At 64.9% G+C, this 13,922-nt stretch carries 16 protein-coding genes and 1 pseudogene; 8 read left to right on the top strand and 9 right to left on the bottom strand.

Annotated elements, in window-relative coordinates; genetic code table 11:
- Nucleotides 1–118: 118 nt before the first annotated feature.
- On the top strand, nt 119–721 hold the full coding sequence (locus SIN08_RS03140; protein ID WP_322450514.1) for a TIGR00730 family Rossman fold protein: 603 nt from the start codon (nt 119–121) through the stop codon (nt 719–721).
- Here the strand turns inward: SIN08_RS03140 and rarD are convergent.
- The 6 genes and pseudogenes from rarD to cysS form a co-directional block, all read right to left on the bottom strand.
- Nucleotides 705–1,631, bottom strand: coding sequence for an EamA family transporter RarD (gene rarD, locus SIN08_RS03135; protein ID WP_322450057.1), 927 nt, complete (start codon nt 1,629–1,631; stop codon nt 705–707). The genes SIN08_RS03140 and rarD overlap by 17 nt on opposite strands.
- Nucleotides 1,632–1,639: 8 nt before the next feature.
- Nucleotides 1,640–3,259, bottom strand: coding sequence for a citramalate synthase (gene cimA / locus SIN08_RS03130; RefSeq protein WP_322450056.1), 1,620 nt, complete (start codon nt 3,257–3,259; stop codon nt 1,640–1,642).
- Between the two features lie 29 nt (nt 3,260–3,288).
- Nucleotides 3,289–4,242, bottom strand: a complete 954-nt coding sequence (gene pip, locus SIN08_RS03125; RefSeq protein ID WP_322450055.1) for a prolyl aminopeptidase — start codon at nt 4,240–4,242, stop codon at nt 3,289–3,291.
- Nucleotides 4,239–4,742, bottom strand: coding sequence for a GFA family protein (locus SIN08_RS03120; RefSeq protein ID WP_322450054.1), 504 nt, complete (start codon nt 4,740–4,742; stop codon nt 4,239–4,241). The genes pip and SIN08_RS03120 overlap by 4 nt, the downstream gene beginning before the upstream one ends.
- 21 nt (nt 4,743–4,763) lie before the next feature.
- Nucleotides 4,764–5,148, bottom strand: a pseudogene (locus SIN08_RS03115) (VOC family protein).
- Between the two features lie 22 nt (nt 5,149–5,170).
- The gene (gene cysS / locus SIN08_RS03110; protein WP_322450053.1) at nt 5,171–6,664 is read right to left on the bottom strand and encodes a cysteine--tRNA ligase; all 1,494 of its coding nucleotides are present in this window, start codon (nt 6,662–6,664) and stop codon (nt 5,171–5,173) included.
- A 345-nt stretch (nt 6,665–7,009) separates the two neighbouring features.
- On the opposite strand from cysS, the gene SIN08_RS03105 reads away from it, so the two are divergent.
- Complete coding sequence (locus SIN08_RS03105) at nt 7,010–7,204, top strand: hypothetical protein (RefSeq protein WP_322450052.1); 195 nt, start codon at nt 7,010–7,012, stop codon at nt 7,202–7,204.
- Nucleotides 7,205–7,288: 84 nt separating this feature from the next.
- Here SIN08_RS03105 and SIN08_RS03100 read toward each other — a convergent pair whose 3' ends face one another.
- Nucleotides 7,289–8,035: an SOS response-associated peptidase gene (locus SIN08_RS03100; RefSeq protein ID WP_322450051.1), complete on the bottom strand. Its 747-nt coding sequence runs from the start codon at nt 8,033–8,035 to the stop codon at nt 7,289–7,291.
- Nucleotides 8,036–8,124: 89 nt separating this feature from the next.
- On the opposite strand from SIN08_RS03100, the gene SIN08_RS03095 reads away from it, so the two are divergent.
- The 6 genes from SIN08_RS03095 (at nt 8,125) to SIN08_RS03070 (ending at nt 11,746) form a co-directional block, all read left to right on the top strand.
- The gene (locus SIN08_RS03095) at nt 8,125–8,559 is read left to right on the top strand and encodes an NUDIX hydrolase (protein WP_322450050.1); all 435 of its coding nucleotides are present in this window, start codon (nt 8,125–8,127) and stop codon (nt 8,557–8,559) included.
- Complete coding sequence (locus SIN08_RS03090; RefSeq protein ID WP_322450049.1) at nt 8,556–8,930, top strand: TIGR02301 family protein; 375 nt, start codon at nt 8,556–8,558, stop codon at nt 8,928–8,930. The genes SIN08_RS03095 and SIN08_RS03090 overlap by 4 nt, the downstream gene beginning before the upstream one ends.
- A gap of 143 nt (nt 8,931–9,073) precedes the next feature.
- The gene (locus tag SIN08_RS03085) at nt 9,074–9,331 is read left to right on the top strand and encodes a hypothetical protein (protein ID WP_322450048.1); all 258 of its coding nucleotides are present in this window, start codon (nt 9,074–9,076) and stop codon (nt 9,329–9,331) included.
- A gap of 78 nt (nt 9,332–9,409) precedes the next feature.
- The gene (locus tag SIN08_RS03080) at nt 9,410–10,135 is read left to right on the top strand and encodes a cytoplasmic protein (RefSeq protein WP_322450047.1); all 726 of its coding nucleotides are present in this window, start codon (nt 9,410–9,412) and stop codon (nt 10,133–10,135) included.
- Nucleotides 10,136–10,265: 130 nt separating this feature from the next.
- Nucleotides 10,266–11,129, top strand: coding sequence for a folate-binding protein YgfZ (locus tag SIN08_RS03075; RefSeq protein ID WP_322450046.1), 864 nt, complete (start codon nt 10,266–10,268; stop codon nt 11,127–11,129).
- A complete protein-coding gene (locus SIN08_RS03070; RefSeq protein ID WP_322450045.1) occupies nt 11,129–11,746 on the top strand; it encodes an HD family hydrolase in 618 nt (205 codons plus the stop codon). Before SIN08_RS03075 ends, SIN08_RS03070 begins: the two co-directional genes overlap by 1 nt.
- An 81-nt stretch (nt 11,747–11,827) precedes the next feature.
- Here SIN08_RS03070 and SIN08_RS03065 read toward each other — a convergent pair whose 3' ends face one another.
- Nucleotides 11,828–13,288, bottom strand: coding sequence for a RimK family protein (locus SIN08_RS03065; RefSeq protein ID WP_322450044.1), 1,461 nt, complete (start codon nt 13,286–13,288; stop codon nt 11,828–11,830).
- A complete protein-coding gene (locus SIN08_RS03060; RefSeq protein WP_322450043.1) occupies nt 13,285–13,749 on the bottom strand; it encodes an N-acetyltransferase in 465 nt (154 codons plus the stop codon). Before SIN08_RS03060 ends, SIN08_RS03065 begins: the two co-directional genes overlap by 4 nt.
- Between the last annotated feature and the right edge of the window lie 173 nt (nt 13,750–13,922).

Raw genomic sequence — 13,922 nt, 5'->3', positions numbered from 1 at the left:
AAGGTGGATTCGGGCGACTTGGTTTCCGGCTCCGCTCTCGATCGCGGAACCTCCACCGGCCGATGGAAATTCATCCGCACACTTGACCGGACTCACACCTGCGATCACCAATATCGTCATGAAGAGCGCGATTACTTCTGTTTGTGTCTATTGCGGTTCGTCGACGGGCCGCAACGGCAGCTTTGTCGAGGCCGGGCGAACGCTCGGCAATCATCTGGCGCGAGCCGGCATCAGGCTCGTCTATGGCGGCGGCACGAAGGGAATCATGGGCGCGGTCGCTGCCGGATGCCTGGAGGAAGAGGGTGCCGTGACGGGTATCATTCCGCGTTTCCTGATGAACAAGGAAGCGACGGAAACCGCGCTCGAACGCCTGGACGACCTTATCGTCACCGACGACATGCACCAGCGCAAGCATCTCATGTTCGACCGTTCGGATGCCTTCGTGGCGTTGCCGGGCGGCATCGGAACGCTCGAGGAAATCGTCGAGATCATGACGTGGGCGCAGCTCGGCCGTCACGAAAAGCCGATCGTGCTTGCCAACCTCGACGGCTTCTGGACGCCCATGCTCTTGCTTCTGGAACACATGAAGGCCGAAGGCTTCGTGCATTCGCAGAACCGGGTGCGGCCGCTTGTCATCGACCGCGTCGAAGACATCGTCCCGGCACTGACGAAAGCCGGCTCCCGCTCGGAAGGCGAAGCGGCCATCATCGATCGGCTTTGAGACGGCGGCGTGCGCGCAGCATCGGCCACGTATAGATCACCAAAGCCGACCAGATGAGTGCGAAGGCAAAGGCGCGCACGCCTCCGAAAGGCTCCTTGAAAACGAAGACGGCGATGAGAAAGATCAGCGTCGGCGCGATATACTGCATGATCCCGATGGTCGAATAGCGCAGGAGCTTGGCGCCGAAGGCGAAGAACAGCAAAGGTACCGCGGTGACCGGGCCGCAGCCGAGGAGCAGCCAGATATTCATCGGTTCCGAAAAGCGGAAGTGCCCCTGCCCGGTCCATTCCAGCCAGGCGATATAGGCGAGTGCAGGCACGCTGAGGATCAGCACTTCGAGAAAGAAGCCCTGGCTCGGCCCCACGGGCAGTGTCTTGCGCAGAAAGCCATAGGCCGCGAAGCAGAGGGCGAGCACAAGCGACACCCAGGGCAGCCCGCCGGCATTGACGGTGAGCAGCAGCACCGCGGCCGCCGCGAGGCCCACCGCCACCACCTGCATCGCGCTCAGCTTTTCGCGCAGGAGAACCGCCGCCATGGCGATCGAGACCAGCGGATTGATGTAGTAGCCGAGCGCGGTCTCCAATGCGCGGTCGGCGGCGATCGCCCAGACATAGATACCCCAATTGGCGCTGATGATCGCCGCCGTGAGCGCCGCCATCAGCAGCGTGCGCGGGCTTGAGAACGCGCGCCTGATGTCGCCAGTGCGGCGCAGGATCAAGAGCACGAGGCCGGCGATCGGCACCGACCAGACGACACGATGGGCGACCACCTCCGCCGCCGGGATATGACCGACCGCCTTCATGAAGAACGGCAACAGCCCCCACAGAAAATAGGCCGAGAAGGCGAAGAAGAAGCCGCGCAGGGACTCCTCCTCGCCGGCGGCGGGCGGTACGGTGGCCGTTTCCGTCATAAGAAGTCCTATTCGGCAGCCGCCCGGCCGCCCTCCTCGCGGTTCATGACCAGTTTAAAAACGATGGAGTCCATCAACGCCTGGAAGGAGGCGTCTATGATGTTGTCGGAAACGCCAACGGTCCACCAGCGCGCACCCCTCGAATCATGCGATTCTATGAGCACGCGGGTGATCGCCTCGGTACCGCCGTTGAGGATGCGCACCTTGTAGTCCGCCAGCGCCAGGTCGGCAATCTCGTCCTGGTATTTTCCGAGATCCTTCCTGAGTGCAATGTCGAGCGCATGGACCGGCCCGTGCCCCTCGGCCACCGAAAGGCGAACCTCGCCGTCGACGGTCACGCGCACCACGGCCTCCGACACCGTCTTGAGATTGCCCATGGCGTCGAACCGGCGCTCAACCATGCAGCGGAAGCTCTCGACCTTGAAGAATTCGGGTACACGGCCGAGTGTGCGGCGGGCGAGAAGCTCGAAGCTCGCATCCGCCCCTTCATAGGCGTAGCCCTGCGCCTCGCGCTCCTTGACGAGCGCGATCAGCGTATCGAGGCGCGGGTCCGACTTCTCCACGGCGATGCCGCGCCGTTTCAGTTCGGCGATGAAATTCGATTTTCCGCCCTGATCGGAGACCATGACCCGGCGAGTGTTGCCGACCGCATCGGGGGGCACGTGCTCGTAGGTTTGCGGCTCCTTGAGGATCGCCGAGGCGTGGATGCCGGCCTTTGTGGCAAAGGCGGAGGCGCCGACATAGGGGGCCTGCGGCTCGGGCGCCCGGTTCAAAAGTTCGTCGAAGGCGTGCGACAGGCGCGAGATATCCTGCAAGGTCTCTTCGGAGATCCCTGTCTCGAAGCGATCCGCATAGGCGGGTTTCAGCATGAGCGTGGGTAGAAGCGTAACGAGGTTGGCGTTGCCGCAGCGCTCGCCGATGCCGTTCAGCGTGCCCTGCACCTGGCGCACGCCGGCATCCACCGCGGCAAGCGAGTTGGCCACCGCCTGGCCCGTATCGTCATGGGCATGGATGCCGAGATGACTGCCCGGAATGCCGGAGGCGACGACGGCGGCGACGATGTCGCGGATTTCACCCGGCTGCGTGCCGCCATTGGTGTCGCAGAGCACCACCCAGCGGCTGCCCGCTTCGTACGCGGCCCTGGCGCATGCGAGCGCGTAATCCGGGTTTGCCTTGTAGCCGTCGAAGAAGTGCTCGCAATCGACCATGGCCCCCTTGCCCGCTTCGCGCGCGGCCTCGACCGAAGCGCTGATCGCGGCAAGGTTCTCCTCGTTCGAGCAGCCGAGCGCCAGGCGCACGTGATAGTCCCAGCTCTTGGCGACGAAGCAGACGGCATCGCTTTGCGACCGCAGGAGTTCGGCAAGACCCGGATCGTTGGACGCAGAGACGCCCGCCCGCTTGGTCATGCCGAAAGCCACGAAGGCGGAACGGGTCGTGCGCTTTTGCGCAAAGAACGCCGTGTCGGTGGGATTGGCGCCGGGATACCCGCCCTCGACATAGTCGATCCCGAACCGGTCGAGCATTTCGCTAATCGCGATCTTGTCCTCCAGCGAGAAGTCGATACCCGGCGTCTGCTGACCGTCACGCAGTGTGGTGTCGAAAAGATATAGGCGTTGTTTGTCGGTCATGTCTGCTCCAATCAGTAGCTGCTAAAATATCACTGGTCGGCAAACCGGTCGGTGGCCCGAATGAGCCGGTCGAGTATACCCGCTTCCGAGTAGGCGTGTCCCGCGCCTTCGACCAGGTGGAACGCCGCCTCGGGCCAGGCCTTATGCAACTCCCACGCCGTGCGCGCAGGGCACGGCATGTCGTAGCGCCCGTGGACGATCACGCCGGGAATGCCCTTGAGCTTTCCGGCCTCGCGCAGAAGCTGCCCCTCCTCCAGCCAGCCGCCATGCACGAAATAGTGGTTCTCGATGCGCGCGAAGGCGATGGCGAAATCGTCCTCGCCGTGCTGTTCCGTCAGCGAGGGATCGGGAAGCAGCGTGATCGTCTCACCTTCCCACAGGCTCCAGGCCCTCGCCGCCTCGAGCTGCACCGCCCTGTCGGAAGAGGTCAGGCGCTTGCGGTAGGCGGCCATCAGGTCGCCGCGCTCGGCCTCCGGGATGACCGAGATGAAGCGCTCCCACTTGTCGGGAAACATCTCGGAGACGCCGAACTGATAGTACCAGTGAAGCTCGGCCCGGGTGAGCGTGTAGATTCCGCGCAGGATCAGCTCGCTCACGCGCTCGGGATGAGTCTGGGCATAGGCGAGCGCCAGGGTCGAGCCCCAGGAACCACCGAACACCTGCCACTTGTCCACCCCCATCATCGCGCGCAGGCGCTCGATATCGGCAACGAGGTGCCAGGTGGTGTTGGCCTTGAGCGCGGCATGAGGGGTGGAACGCCCGCAGCCGCGCTGGTCGAACAGCATGACATCGTACTTCGCCGGGTCGAACAGCCGCCGGTGTTTGGGCGAAAAGCCGCCGCCGGGGCCGCCATGGAGAAAGATGGCCGGCTTGCCGCCGCGCTTTCCCGCGCGCTCCCAGTAGATTTGATGCCCGTCGCCGACATCCAGCATGCCGCTGTCGAAGGGCTCGATCTCCGGATAAAGGCCGCGCAGTTCGCTCATTTCCACTCCTTCGGGGGCCACTTGTCGGTGTCGTGATCAGGGTGCTGATAGGAGACGACATCCTTCAGGTAAGGGGTCGAATCCGCATCCTCCATCGTCTCCTGCCCCGGGAGTTGGTGAAGCGTGTCCACATAGGGCAGCTTCGCCTCGATCCCCCACTGGATGCGTGGTGCAAGCTCCTCCGGATGGTCGAAGGCGCCGATGGCGAGCGCCACGCCGTCAAAGCTGTCGTGCGGCGCCTCGAAGGTGAGCGGCGTGCCGCATTCGGCGCAGAAGCCGCGCTTGACGTGATTGGAGGACTGGAAGCGTTTCGGCTCGCCGCGGGTCCACTCCAGCTTGGCGTTGCGCACGGAGACCAGCGGGGCATAGAAGCTGCCGAACGCCTTCTGGCACATGCGGCAGTGGCAGATGGACGGGTCGCCGAGCGCGCCCTCCACGCGGAAACGCACGGCGCCGCACTGGCAGCCGCCGGTGTAGACCGGTTCGTTGTCAAGACTCATCGTCGCCTCCTTCGCTGGCGCTCATGCCGGGGCATGGCAGACGGCTTCAAACATTGTTGCCGTCGGGATCGAACACGAACGCGCCGTAATAGTCGGCGTGATAATGCGGCCTGAGACCCGGGGCGCCGTTGTCCCTGCCGCCGGCGGCAAGGGCCGCCCGGTGGAAGGCGTCGACCTCGGCGCGCGTGGCGGCGGCAAAGGCGATGTGCTTCGGTTCGCCCGTGCCCCCTTCCTCGTGCAGCCAGTAGACCGGCCGGTCGCGCCCATAGCCGCCGACTTTCACGCCGCCGGTGTACTCCACGGGCACCATCATCAGAAGCCTGGCGCCGAGCGGCGCCAGCGCCTCGTCGTAAAACGCCTTGGCGCGGTCGAAATCCGCCACCTTGATGCCGATGTGGTCGATCATGGGGTCATCTCCTCTTTGCTGTCTACCGCTTCACCTCCCACCGCGTCCGGCGCTCACCCGTCTCGGAATCCTTATAGTCCATCAGCTGTACGCGCTGGGCGGAAAGCTCCGCCCGGATGCGGTCGGCCTCGGCGAAATTCTTTTCGCGAATGAAGGCGAGGCGGGAAGCGATGCGGGCTTCGACCGCGGCTTCGTCGACGGCAGCGCTTGCGGCCTTGGCGGAGAACCATTCGTCCTCGGTCTTGTCCAGCAGGCCCAGCAGACGCGCGCTCGCCTTGAAAGCCGCCTTGGCGCCGGCACCCCCTTTCGAGGCCTCGGCACGCAGGTCGTGGAGCGCCATGATGGCTCCGGTCGTGTTCAGATCGTCGAGCAGGGCTGAGAGCGTGTCGGAGCAGGTAACCCCCGCGGCTTCCGCCTCCCCCACCGCGCGGTACCAGCCGTCGAGCACCGCCTCGGCCTCTTCCAGTTTGCGCTGGGAGAAGTCGAGCGGATCGCGATAATGGGTCATCAGCATGGCAAGCCGCAGCACCTCGCCCGGCCACCTGCGGCCGCCGAAATTCTCCGTCTCCAGCAGGTCGTGAATGGTGACGAAGTTGCCCTCCGACTTCGCCATCTTACGGCCTTCCACCTGCACGAAACCGTTGTGCATCCAATAGCCGGCCATGGTCGGCGTGCCGTGGGCGCAGCGCGATTGGGCGATTTCGTTCTCGTGATGCGGGAAGACCAGGTCGATGCCACCGCCGTGGATATCGAAGACCTCGCCGAGATAGGCGGCCGACATGGCGGAGCACTCGATATGCCAGCCGGGGCGGCCGCGAATCGTCAGCGGCTTTCCGTCAACGGTGAACGTGGCCTCCCAGCCGGGCTCCTCCACCGAGGATTGCTTCCAGAGGACAAAATCGGCCGGGTTTTTCTTGTGCGCCTCGACGGCGACACGGGCACCGGCCTGCTGGTCTTCGAGCCGGCGCCGCGAGAGCCCGCCATAGTCTGGCATGGAGGCCGTGTCGAACAGGATTTCGCCTTTTGCTTCATAAGCATGGCCGCGGTCGATGAGACGTTGAATCAGGGAGACCATGTCGGTCTTGCCGTCCGCGCGCGGCAGCACGAACTCCGTCGCGCGCGGCTCCACCGTCGGCGGCAGGCAGCCGAGCGCGGCCACGTCGGCGTGGAACTGCCGGCCCGTCTTCTCCGTAACGTGGCGGATGGCGTCGTTGAGCGAGAGCCGGCCGGCCTCGACCTCGGCGCCGTAGTCGCGCAGGGCACGGGCGTTGATCTTGTCGTCCACGTCGGTGATGTTGCGCACATAGGTGACGTGATCGACGCCATAGAGATGGCGCAGCAGGCGGAACAGCACGTCGAAGACGATCACCGGGCGCGCATTGCCGATATGGGCGAAGTCGTAAACGGTGGGGCCGCAGACATACATGCGCACATGATCGGCATCGAGCGGAACGAAGTCCTCCTTCCGACGCGTCAGCGTATTATAGATCCTCAACCCCTCGAAACCTTCAGACATGCTCTATCCCGTCGTTTTGAAACGTCAGCGAATGCCGCCCGGCCTGCTGGCCAGGGCGTTTTTCGTGTCGGGAAGTAGAGAGCGAAAACGACCGGACCAGCGGGAGGCGCTAGCCAATAATGCAAATGCCGATAATGGCGCACAGCGTTTTCATGGGCTCCTTATCGCTTTCAGGCACGGCGCCGTCAAGCGCCGAACCGCGCCGACGGCCAACGGTCGACGAGCGTGAAGAAAGTTTTAAGCCTATTACTGCAAATTTATGAAACGGCCACGGGCTTGAGGCGTTTGAGACATGAATTTGTCCGATTCGCCCACTCAAGTGCGCGGAAGGAACTGACCGCATAAATGCAGGCAAGAACCATGGCCCAGGAAAACGCCAGGCAGGAAGAAGCCAAGCCCGAGCAGCAACCGGAACGGAAGCAGCTCGTCGACGAGTACCGCAAAGTCGGCCCGAAGGCGATCAACGCGGCGCTTTTGTGCCAGAAGCCGAAGAAGAAGGACGAGCCCGCGCGCCTCTCCCTGGCACGCGAGGACGCCTGAGGCCGCCGAGCCCGACCATTGCCGACCGATCAACCGGCGCGGCGCCCAGTGACGAAGCGCGCGGGCGGATTGCTGCTCTTCGGTTCAGAATAGCTGCAGTTGCCCCGCCGGCCCATTGTCCACCACAGGTTTGGCTGCGGGATCCGCCGGCTCCTGGATTTCCGGGCCGGCATTGGCGACCTTGTTGACCTTTTCCGAAACGGGAACGGCTTCGAAGAAGCCCGGTTCGGGCGGCGCCAATAGATCCGCCACCATGCGGGGCTCGTGGTGCAGGCAGTCGAGCCAGCGCGCGATGTTCTCGGGCTGGATGACCACCGGCATGCGGTGGTGGATGTCCGCAAGATCCGGGCTCGCCGCCGTGGTCAGGATGGCGCCGGTATCGATTTCGCTGCCGCCGGGCTCGCACCAGGTCTCCGTCAGCCCGGCGAAGGCGATGACGCCGCCGTGGCGCGGGCGTACCCAAAAGGGCTGGGCACGCGCCCTGCCCTGGCGCCGCCACTCATAAAAACCCGTAGCCGGCACCAGTGCCCGCCGGTGGCGCATGGCGGCGCGGAAGGCGGCTTTTTCCGCCGCCGTCTCCGATCGCGCATTGATGAGAAGCGGAAGGTCGCCGGGGTTCTTCGCCCAGGCGGGGATGAACCCCCAGCGCACCAGCATGGCCTTGCGGTCCGGCAGGTTGGCACCCGGCGCGCGCGGCACGCCCCCAGTGATCGTCAGGATCGCCTGGGTGGGCGCGATGTTGTAGCGCGGCGGAAAATCCTCGACCTCGGCCACACCGAAGGCCGATTCAACCTCCGCCGGCCGGGCCGTCAGCGCAAATCGTCCGCACATCTTTTCCAGTCCCCGGTCACGTTGGACGAGACGGCGTTGCCACGCCGCGAACAGGCGGTAAGGTAAAGGCCGGTTCAGGGGATGCAAACATGCCGGAGCACGATATCCACGCCGTTTCGGTGGTGGCCGTCCGCGGCGGCCGATTCCTTCTGGTCCTGCGCGGCCGCGCTCCCGCGGACGGGCTCTTCGCCTTTCCCGGCGGCCGGGTCGAAGCGGGGGAAAACGACGAGCAGGCGGCGCGGCGCGAACTGATGGAAGAAACCGGCCTGAGCGCAGGTCAAATCATGCCGGTGCGGGAGATGCGCCTTGGCGGGAATGGCGGCAAGCGCTATCGGCTGAAGGTGTTCCGTGTGCCGGAGGTGAGCGGCGCGCTTATTGCCGGCGACGATGCCGTCCATGCCGGCTGGTACACGATAGAGGAAATGCGTGAACTGCCCATCACCGCAAGCACCCTCGCGCTCGCCGAGGAGATTGCCGCCGAAGGCTTGCAGAGGAAGGATTTGCCCGCCACAAAGGAGTCATGAGAGCGCTTCCGAGCTTCCTTTGTGCCGTGCTGCTGGTACTTTCCGCGTCCCTTCACCCGACCGGCGCAAACGAGGCGCGTTACGATGCGCAGCTTCTGCGCCTGGCGGAGGTGCTGGGGTCCGTCCATTTCCTGCGCACGCTGTGCGGGGAGGAGAACGGCGGCTGGCGGGCACAGATGGAGGCCCTCCTGAAAGCCGAGGAACCCTCGCCCGAGCGCCGGGCCCGGCTGGTGGCGCGCTTCAATCACGGGTACCGCTCGTTTGCGGCCGTCTACACGACATGCACCGACTCGGCGATGCGGGCGATCGACCGCTACATGCAGGAGGGAGAGACGCTGGCGAGCGAGATCGTCATGCGTTACGGCAATTAGAACGGTCCGATTCACCTCCGGTTAACCCTGCCCACGGCAGAGCCCCTGCGTCGCCCCATTCGCCGTGTTACATCGTCGGCGGGGGACAATGTGGGACCTGGCGCCGAATGTCACCAGCGGCGCTGGCAACGGGTGGAGTTGACATGCATATGACTGTCGCCGACATCGAAGCGCAGATCGAGGAAGAGAAGCGTTCGACCTGTGCAGAGTGCCACAGTGCCGCCTGGGCGGAAGGACTGTGGGCCGGCATCGAGCCGGAAATCATCGCCGAAGCGGCGCTCGCCACCGCGCTGACGGAATTGGGGAAGAACGGGGGCGAGGACGCTCTCGTGTCGCTTCTGGAACACATGCGCGAGCGGGTTCTGGCGGGAGACTTCGTCGCCCACCGCACCTGTCATTGAGATCGCCCCCTTCTCTGCTATCACTGGGCGGGCAGGCTGATGCCGCCCCAGCCCGGCGACCAACGCGAAGGGGATCTCATGGAAACGCGTCTGCGATCCGTTCTTTCGGCCCGCGCCGGCTTTTTTGCAGCCGGTGCCGCCACGGCGATGCTGTCCGGCGTTCTGGCTTCCGCGCCCGCAGCACACGCGCTCAGCGATGATCTGCCCGAATACCGGCCAGATTACGATACCACCGTGGAGACCACCCCCCTCACCGAACCCGACGAGGCAGCGCCCGAGCCGGGCGAGCGGCAGCGCGGCGATGCGGCGCGGCCGGATACGCGCCTCGACAAGGCTCTTCCGGAGGTTATCTACGATCTCGACCGCTTGCCGGAGCCGGTGCGGCGCATGCGCGCGCGCATCATCGAGGCCTGCCGCAGCGGCGATCTGGAGCAGCTTCGCCCATATCTGGGCAGCGGCGCGGAGGCCACGCGCCTGTCGCTCGGCCCGCTGGAAGGCGACCCGATCGAATTTCTGCGCGAGATCTCCGGCGACGAGGAAGGCCAGGAGATCCTCGCCATTCTGCTTGAGGTTCTGGAATCGGGCTTCGTGCGGCTCAATGCCGGCACGGATTACGAGCTGTATGTCTGGCCCTATTTCTTCGCCCTGCCGCTTGATTCCCTGACTTCCCGGCAGCGGGTCGAGCTGTTCACGGTGGTGACGGCGGGCGACTACGAGGACATGAAGGATTTCGGCGCCTACATCTTCTATCGCGCGGCCATCACGCCCGACGGGCGCTGGCAGTTTTTCGTCGCCGGGGACTGAGGGGCTCGTGCTCCCAAGGAACCGGCAGGCCGCCGCCGCACATGGGGTTGCCGGCCGGACTGCTCCAGCTTACCTAGAGCGTAATGTCTTTGCTCGGACCGCAAGCGTAGTCGACCGGAACCCGCTGCCCATGCCCACAGTTCAGATTGCCGATCGTGCCGTCATCCGCGTCGCCGGACCGGAGGCGGAGTCCTTCCTTCAGAACATCCTCACCCCGGATCTCACCGTCCTTGGCACGGACGAGGCCCGGCCCGGCGCGCTGTTGACGCCGCAAGGCAAGATCCTCTTTGATTTCCTCATTTCCCGAACCGGCAGCGACGGCTTCCTGCTGGAATGCAGTAGCGAGACAGCGCAGGATTTCCTCAAACGCCTCATGCTTTACAAGCTTCGCGCCAAGGCGGATGTCTCACTTCAGGAACAAGAGCCTGTCCTTGTTTCCTGGGAAAGTGATTCAGCCAGTTCACACACCGATTCAGGCGGCATCCGCGATTGCCGTTTTCCTGAAACGGTGAATGTCCGTCGCCACCAGGGGGGTGAAATGCAGGCGGAAGCTTCGCTGGAGGACTGGGAGCGGCTGCGGATTGCCCACGGCGTGGCGGAGAGCGGCAGTGACTACGCGCTGGGCGAGGCCTTTCCTCATGACGTGCTCCTCGACCAGAACGGCGGTGTGGGGCTGCGCAAGGGATGCTATGTCGGCCAGGAGGTCGTCTCGCGCATGCACCACCGCGGCACGGCACGGCGGCGGCTGGTGATCGTGCGCGGCGAGGATCCCCTGCCCGCTCCCGGCGGGGAATTGACCGCGGAGGGGCGCCCCCTCGGCAAGCTCGGCACGGTGCAGGGCGCCGACGGGCTCGCCATCGTTCGCATCGACCGCGCGGCGGAGGCGCGGCAGGCAGGGACGCAGGTGCTGGCCGGCACGGTGCCGGTGACGCTCAGGGTGCCGGCCTATGCGGGCTTTTCGCTCGACGGGACAGACGAGTCGGGTCCGGCCTGATGGCGGTGGAACCCGCGGGCGCAGCGCGCGCCTGGCAGCGCATGCTCTCGGGACGGCGGCTCGACCTTCTCGACCCGTCTCCGCTCGACATTGAAATCACCGATATCGCCCACGGGCTGGCGCGGGTGGCGCGCTGGAACGGGCAGACGGAGGGCGACCATGCCTTCTCCGTGGCGCAGCACTCGCTGCTGGTCGAGGAGATCTTCCGGCGTCTGAACGGCGATGCCGGGCCCGATTGGTCGATGGCGGCATTGCTGCATGATGCGCCGGAATATGTCATCGGCGACATGATCTCGCCCTTCAAGGCGACGCTGGGCGATGACTACAAATCCGTTGAGCAGCGACTGCAGCGGGCCATTCACCTGCGCTTCGCCCTGCCGCCCGAAACGCCGGCGAAGCTCTTCAAGGCGATCAAGCGGGCCGACCGCATCGCCGCCTTTTTCGAGGCGACGCGGCTTGCCGGTTTCAAGGACGGCGAGGCCGCGCGCTTCTTCGGCCGTCCGCGCGGCTTTCCACCCGAGGCGCTGGAACTGGCGCCGCAGCCGGCACGGCGCGCGCAACGCGCGTTCCTCGCCCGCTTTCATGTACTGGAGAAGCTGCGCGCCAGGGCGGGGTGAGCGCTTTACTTATTCCTCATCCCCAAGGCCGCAGCGATAGGCGCAAGCCGACTCACACGTAATAAAGGTACAGATACGTTTTCACCGCCCCTGGCGCTCCAGGCGATCGACGAACCAGCGGGTGAGCCGGCGCCAGACCTCATCCCTTTCACCCGAATCCTCGCAGCCATGGTCGAGATTGGGGTTGTCGTTGACCTCGATCACATAGATGCCGTCGGCGGTTTCCTTGAGGTCGACGCCGTAGAGCCCGTCACCGATGCAGCGTGCCGCGCGCACGGCGATGTCGACCACCTCCAACGGCGCCTCCTGCAGGGTGAAGGCGCGAAAGCCGCCCTCGTCGGGTTTGCCCCGGCGTTCATGATTGACGATCTGCCAGTGCTTCTTGGCCATGAGGTACTGGACCGCGAACAGCGGCTCGCCGCCCAGGACGCCGATGCGCCAGTCGAACTCTGTGGGCAGAAACTTCTGCGCGATCAGGAGATCCGAACCCTCCAGCCAGCGCGTGGCGAGTGCCTTGAGCTCGGCGAGGTTCTCCGCCTTCTTGACGCCGCGCGAGAAGGCGCTGTCGGGGATCTTCAGAACCAGCGGAAAGCCCAGCGTGTCGGCCGCCCGCTCCAGATCGCCGGGTCCGGTGATCATGACCGTCGGAGGGACCGGCACCCGGTTAAAGAGCATCAACTCGTTGAGATAGACCTTGTTGGTGCAGCGGATCATCGACAAGGGATCGTCGATGACCGGCATGCCTTCCTGCTCCGCACGGCGTGCGAAGCGGTAGGTATGGTTGGAAATGGAGGTCGTCTCGCGGATGAAGAGCGCATCGTAGTTGGCGAGTCTGGGCAGGTCCTTCCGGCTGATGGGCTCGACCTCCACGCCCATTTTCTCCGCAATGCGCGACCAGTGCCTGAGCGAGCCGACCGTGGAGGGCGGCAGCTCCTCCTGCGGATCGATGAGCGTGGCGAAGGTGTAGCGGGCCGGCGCGCGGGTCTTCCTGTCGCGCCATTGGCGACTGGTATAGGCCTCCAGGCCGGCGATGAAGCGGCTCTTCTCCTCGGCCTTCATCCGGGCGAGCGGCAGGAAGCCGATCCTGCGGATCGTCGCCCATTCCCCCTCGGCGATCGCCACCTCGAGCGTCGGCGCGCGGAACCAGTCGAAGAGAAGCCGGGCGAAGCGGTCCCAGGCCTTGTTCGGGCCGATGCCGAAGAAGATCGACACGACGGGCGGAAATGCGCCGCCGATCTCCTTGCGGCAGCGGTTGAGCGCCTGCTCGAGTTCGGGAAGCGCATTCTCGTAAAGCTTTCGCGCCGACAGATCGATCATGGTCTCCACGGACGGGATCACCTTGTGCCCGCGCGAGCTGGCAAGCAGCGAGGCATAATAGCCGCGGCTTTGATAGGCGTAGCTGTTGGACAGGTTGATGACCTTCGGCCGCTGCCCGCGAAACAGCGCCGGGTGCGCGAGATAGTCGCGGCTGGTGATGACCTTGTGCGGGGTGGCCGCCTGGTCCAGATCGCCCTGCCTTCCGGTGAGAATGACCCAGCTCATGTGTCGCTCTGCTCTCCCAGGCTTTTTTCGAAACGCAGCGCCGCCGCTCCGTCCTGATAATAATCTGGAACCCTCTCCCTGCGGCGATATCCGGCGCGATCGTAAAGCTCGATCGCACGCCCATTGTCTTCCCGCACCTCCAGGCGCAGAGCGCGATATCCGCGCGCCGATGCCGCCTTCTCCGCCGCATCGAGAAGCAGGCGGCCATAGCCGAAGGATCTGTACGCCGGTGCAATCGCCAGCGAATAGAGGCGCGCCGTCCTGCCGCCCTTGCGGTAGAGCACCAGCGCATAGCCGGCGGGCGCATCCTGCCGGGTGGCGACGATCAGCGAAACCGTGCCGCTTTTCAGCAGCCGGCGAAAGGAACGACGGGACAGGCGGTCGGTCTCGAAAACGGCGTTCTCGATCGACGAAAGCGCATCCAGATCAGTGATGCGGGCCGGACGAATGTCGGCACTCATGAGGACAAAGTTCACCCCGATATCATGCCGATTTCATATCATTACAGTGGACGGCGTGCAGCGGAAATTCGCGCCGGGGGATCAACACTTTGTTCGTTTCTCTCACCTAAGCTTGCGGGCTGGGCCGACCTACGGGCGTCAGACGTTCACGCGCATGCAAACCGCCTGAAATC

Source organism: Chelativorans sp. M5D2P16, assembly GCF_034427935.1.
In the GTDB taxonomy this organism is placed as follows: domain Bacteria; phylum Pseudomonadota; class Alphaproteobacteria; order Rhizobiales; family Rhizobiaceae; genus Chelativorans.
The sequence above is the reverse complement of the archived record's forward strand: the minus strand, read 5'-3'. Positions and strand labels throughout refer to the sequence as shown.

What these genes read in the sequence shown, in the direction of transcription:
- SIN08_RS03140 (WP_322450514.1), top strand. Translation starts at nt 119, where the DNA reads ATGAAGAGCGCGATTACTTCTGTTTGTGTCTATTGCGGTTCGTCGACG.
- rarD (WP_322450057.1), bottom strand. Translation starts at nt 1,631, where the DNA reads ATGACGGAAACGGCCACCGTACCGCCCGCCGCCGGCGAGGAGGAGTCC.
- cimA (WP_322450056.1), bottom strand. Translation starts at nt 3,259, where the DNA reads ATGACCGACAAACAACGCCTATATCTTTTCGACACCACACTGCGTGAC.
- pip (WP_322450055.1), bottom strand. Translation starts at nt 4,242, where the DNA reads ATGAGCGAACTGCGCGGCCTTTATCCGGAGATCGAGCCCTTCGACAGC.
- SIN08_RS03120 (WP_322450054.1), bottom strand. Translation starts at nt 4,742, where the DNA reads ATGAGTCTTGACAACGAACCGGTCTACACCGGCGGCTGCCAGTGCGGC.
- cysS (WP_322450053.1), bottom strand. Translation starts at nt 6,664, where the DNA reads ATGTCTGAAGGTTTCGAGGGGTTGAGGATCTATAATACGCTGACGCGT.
- SIN08_RS03105 (WP_322450052.1), top strand. Translation starts at nt 7,010, where the DNA reads ATGCAGGCAAGAACCATGGCCCAGGAAAACGCCAGGCAGGAAGAAGCC.
- SIN08_RS03100 (WP_322450051.1), bottom strand. Translation starts at nt 8,035, where the DNA reads ATGTGCGGACGATTTGCGCTGACGGCCCGGCCGGCGGAGGTTGAATCG.
- SIN08_RS03095 (WP_322450050.1), top strand. Translation starts at nt 8,125, where the DNA reads ATGCCGGAGCACGATATCCACGCCGTTTCGGTGGTGGCCGTCCGCGGC.
- SIN08_RS03090 (WP_322450049.1), top strand. Translation starts at nt 8,556, where the DNA reads ATGAGAGCGCTTCCGAGCTTCCTTTGTGCCGTGCTGCTGGTACTTTCC.
- SIN08_RS03085 (WP_322450048.1), top strand. Translation starts at nt 9,074, where the DNA reads ATGCATATGACTGTCGCCGACATCGAAGCGCAGATCGAGGAAGAGAAG.
- SIN08_RS03080 (WP_322450047.1), top strand. Translation starts at nt 9,410, where the DNA reads ATGGAAACGCGTCTGCGATCCGTTCTTTCGGCCCGCGCCGGCTTTTTT.
- SIN08_RS03075 (WP_322450046.1), top strand. Translation starts at nt 10,266, where the DNA reads ATGCCCACAGTTCAGATTGCCGATCGTGCCGTCATCCGCGTCGCCGGA.
- SIN08_RS03070 (WP_322450045.1), top strand. Translation starts at nt 11,129, where the DNA reads ATGGCGGTGGAACCCGCGGGCGCAGCGCGCGCCTGGCAGCGCATGCTC.
- SIN08_RS03065 (WP_322450044.1), bottom strand. Translation starts at nt 13,288, where the DNA reads ATGAGCTGGGTCATTCTCACCGGAAGGCAGGGCGATCTGGACCAGGCG.
- SIN08_RS03060 (WP_322450043.1), bottom strand. Translation starts at nt 13,749, where the DNA reads ATGAGTGCCGACATTCGTCCGGCCCGCATCACTGATCTGGATGCGCTT.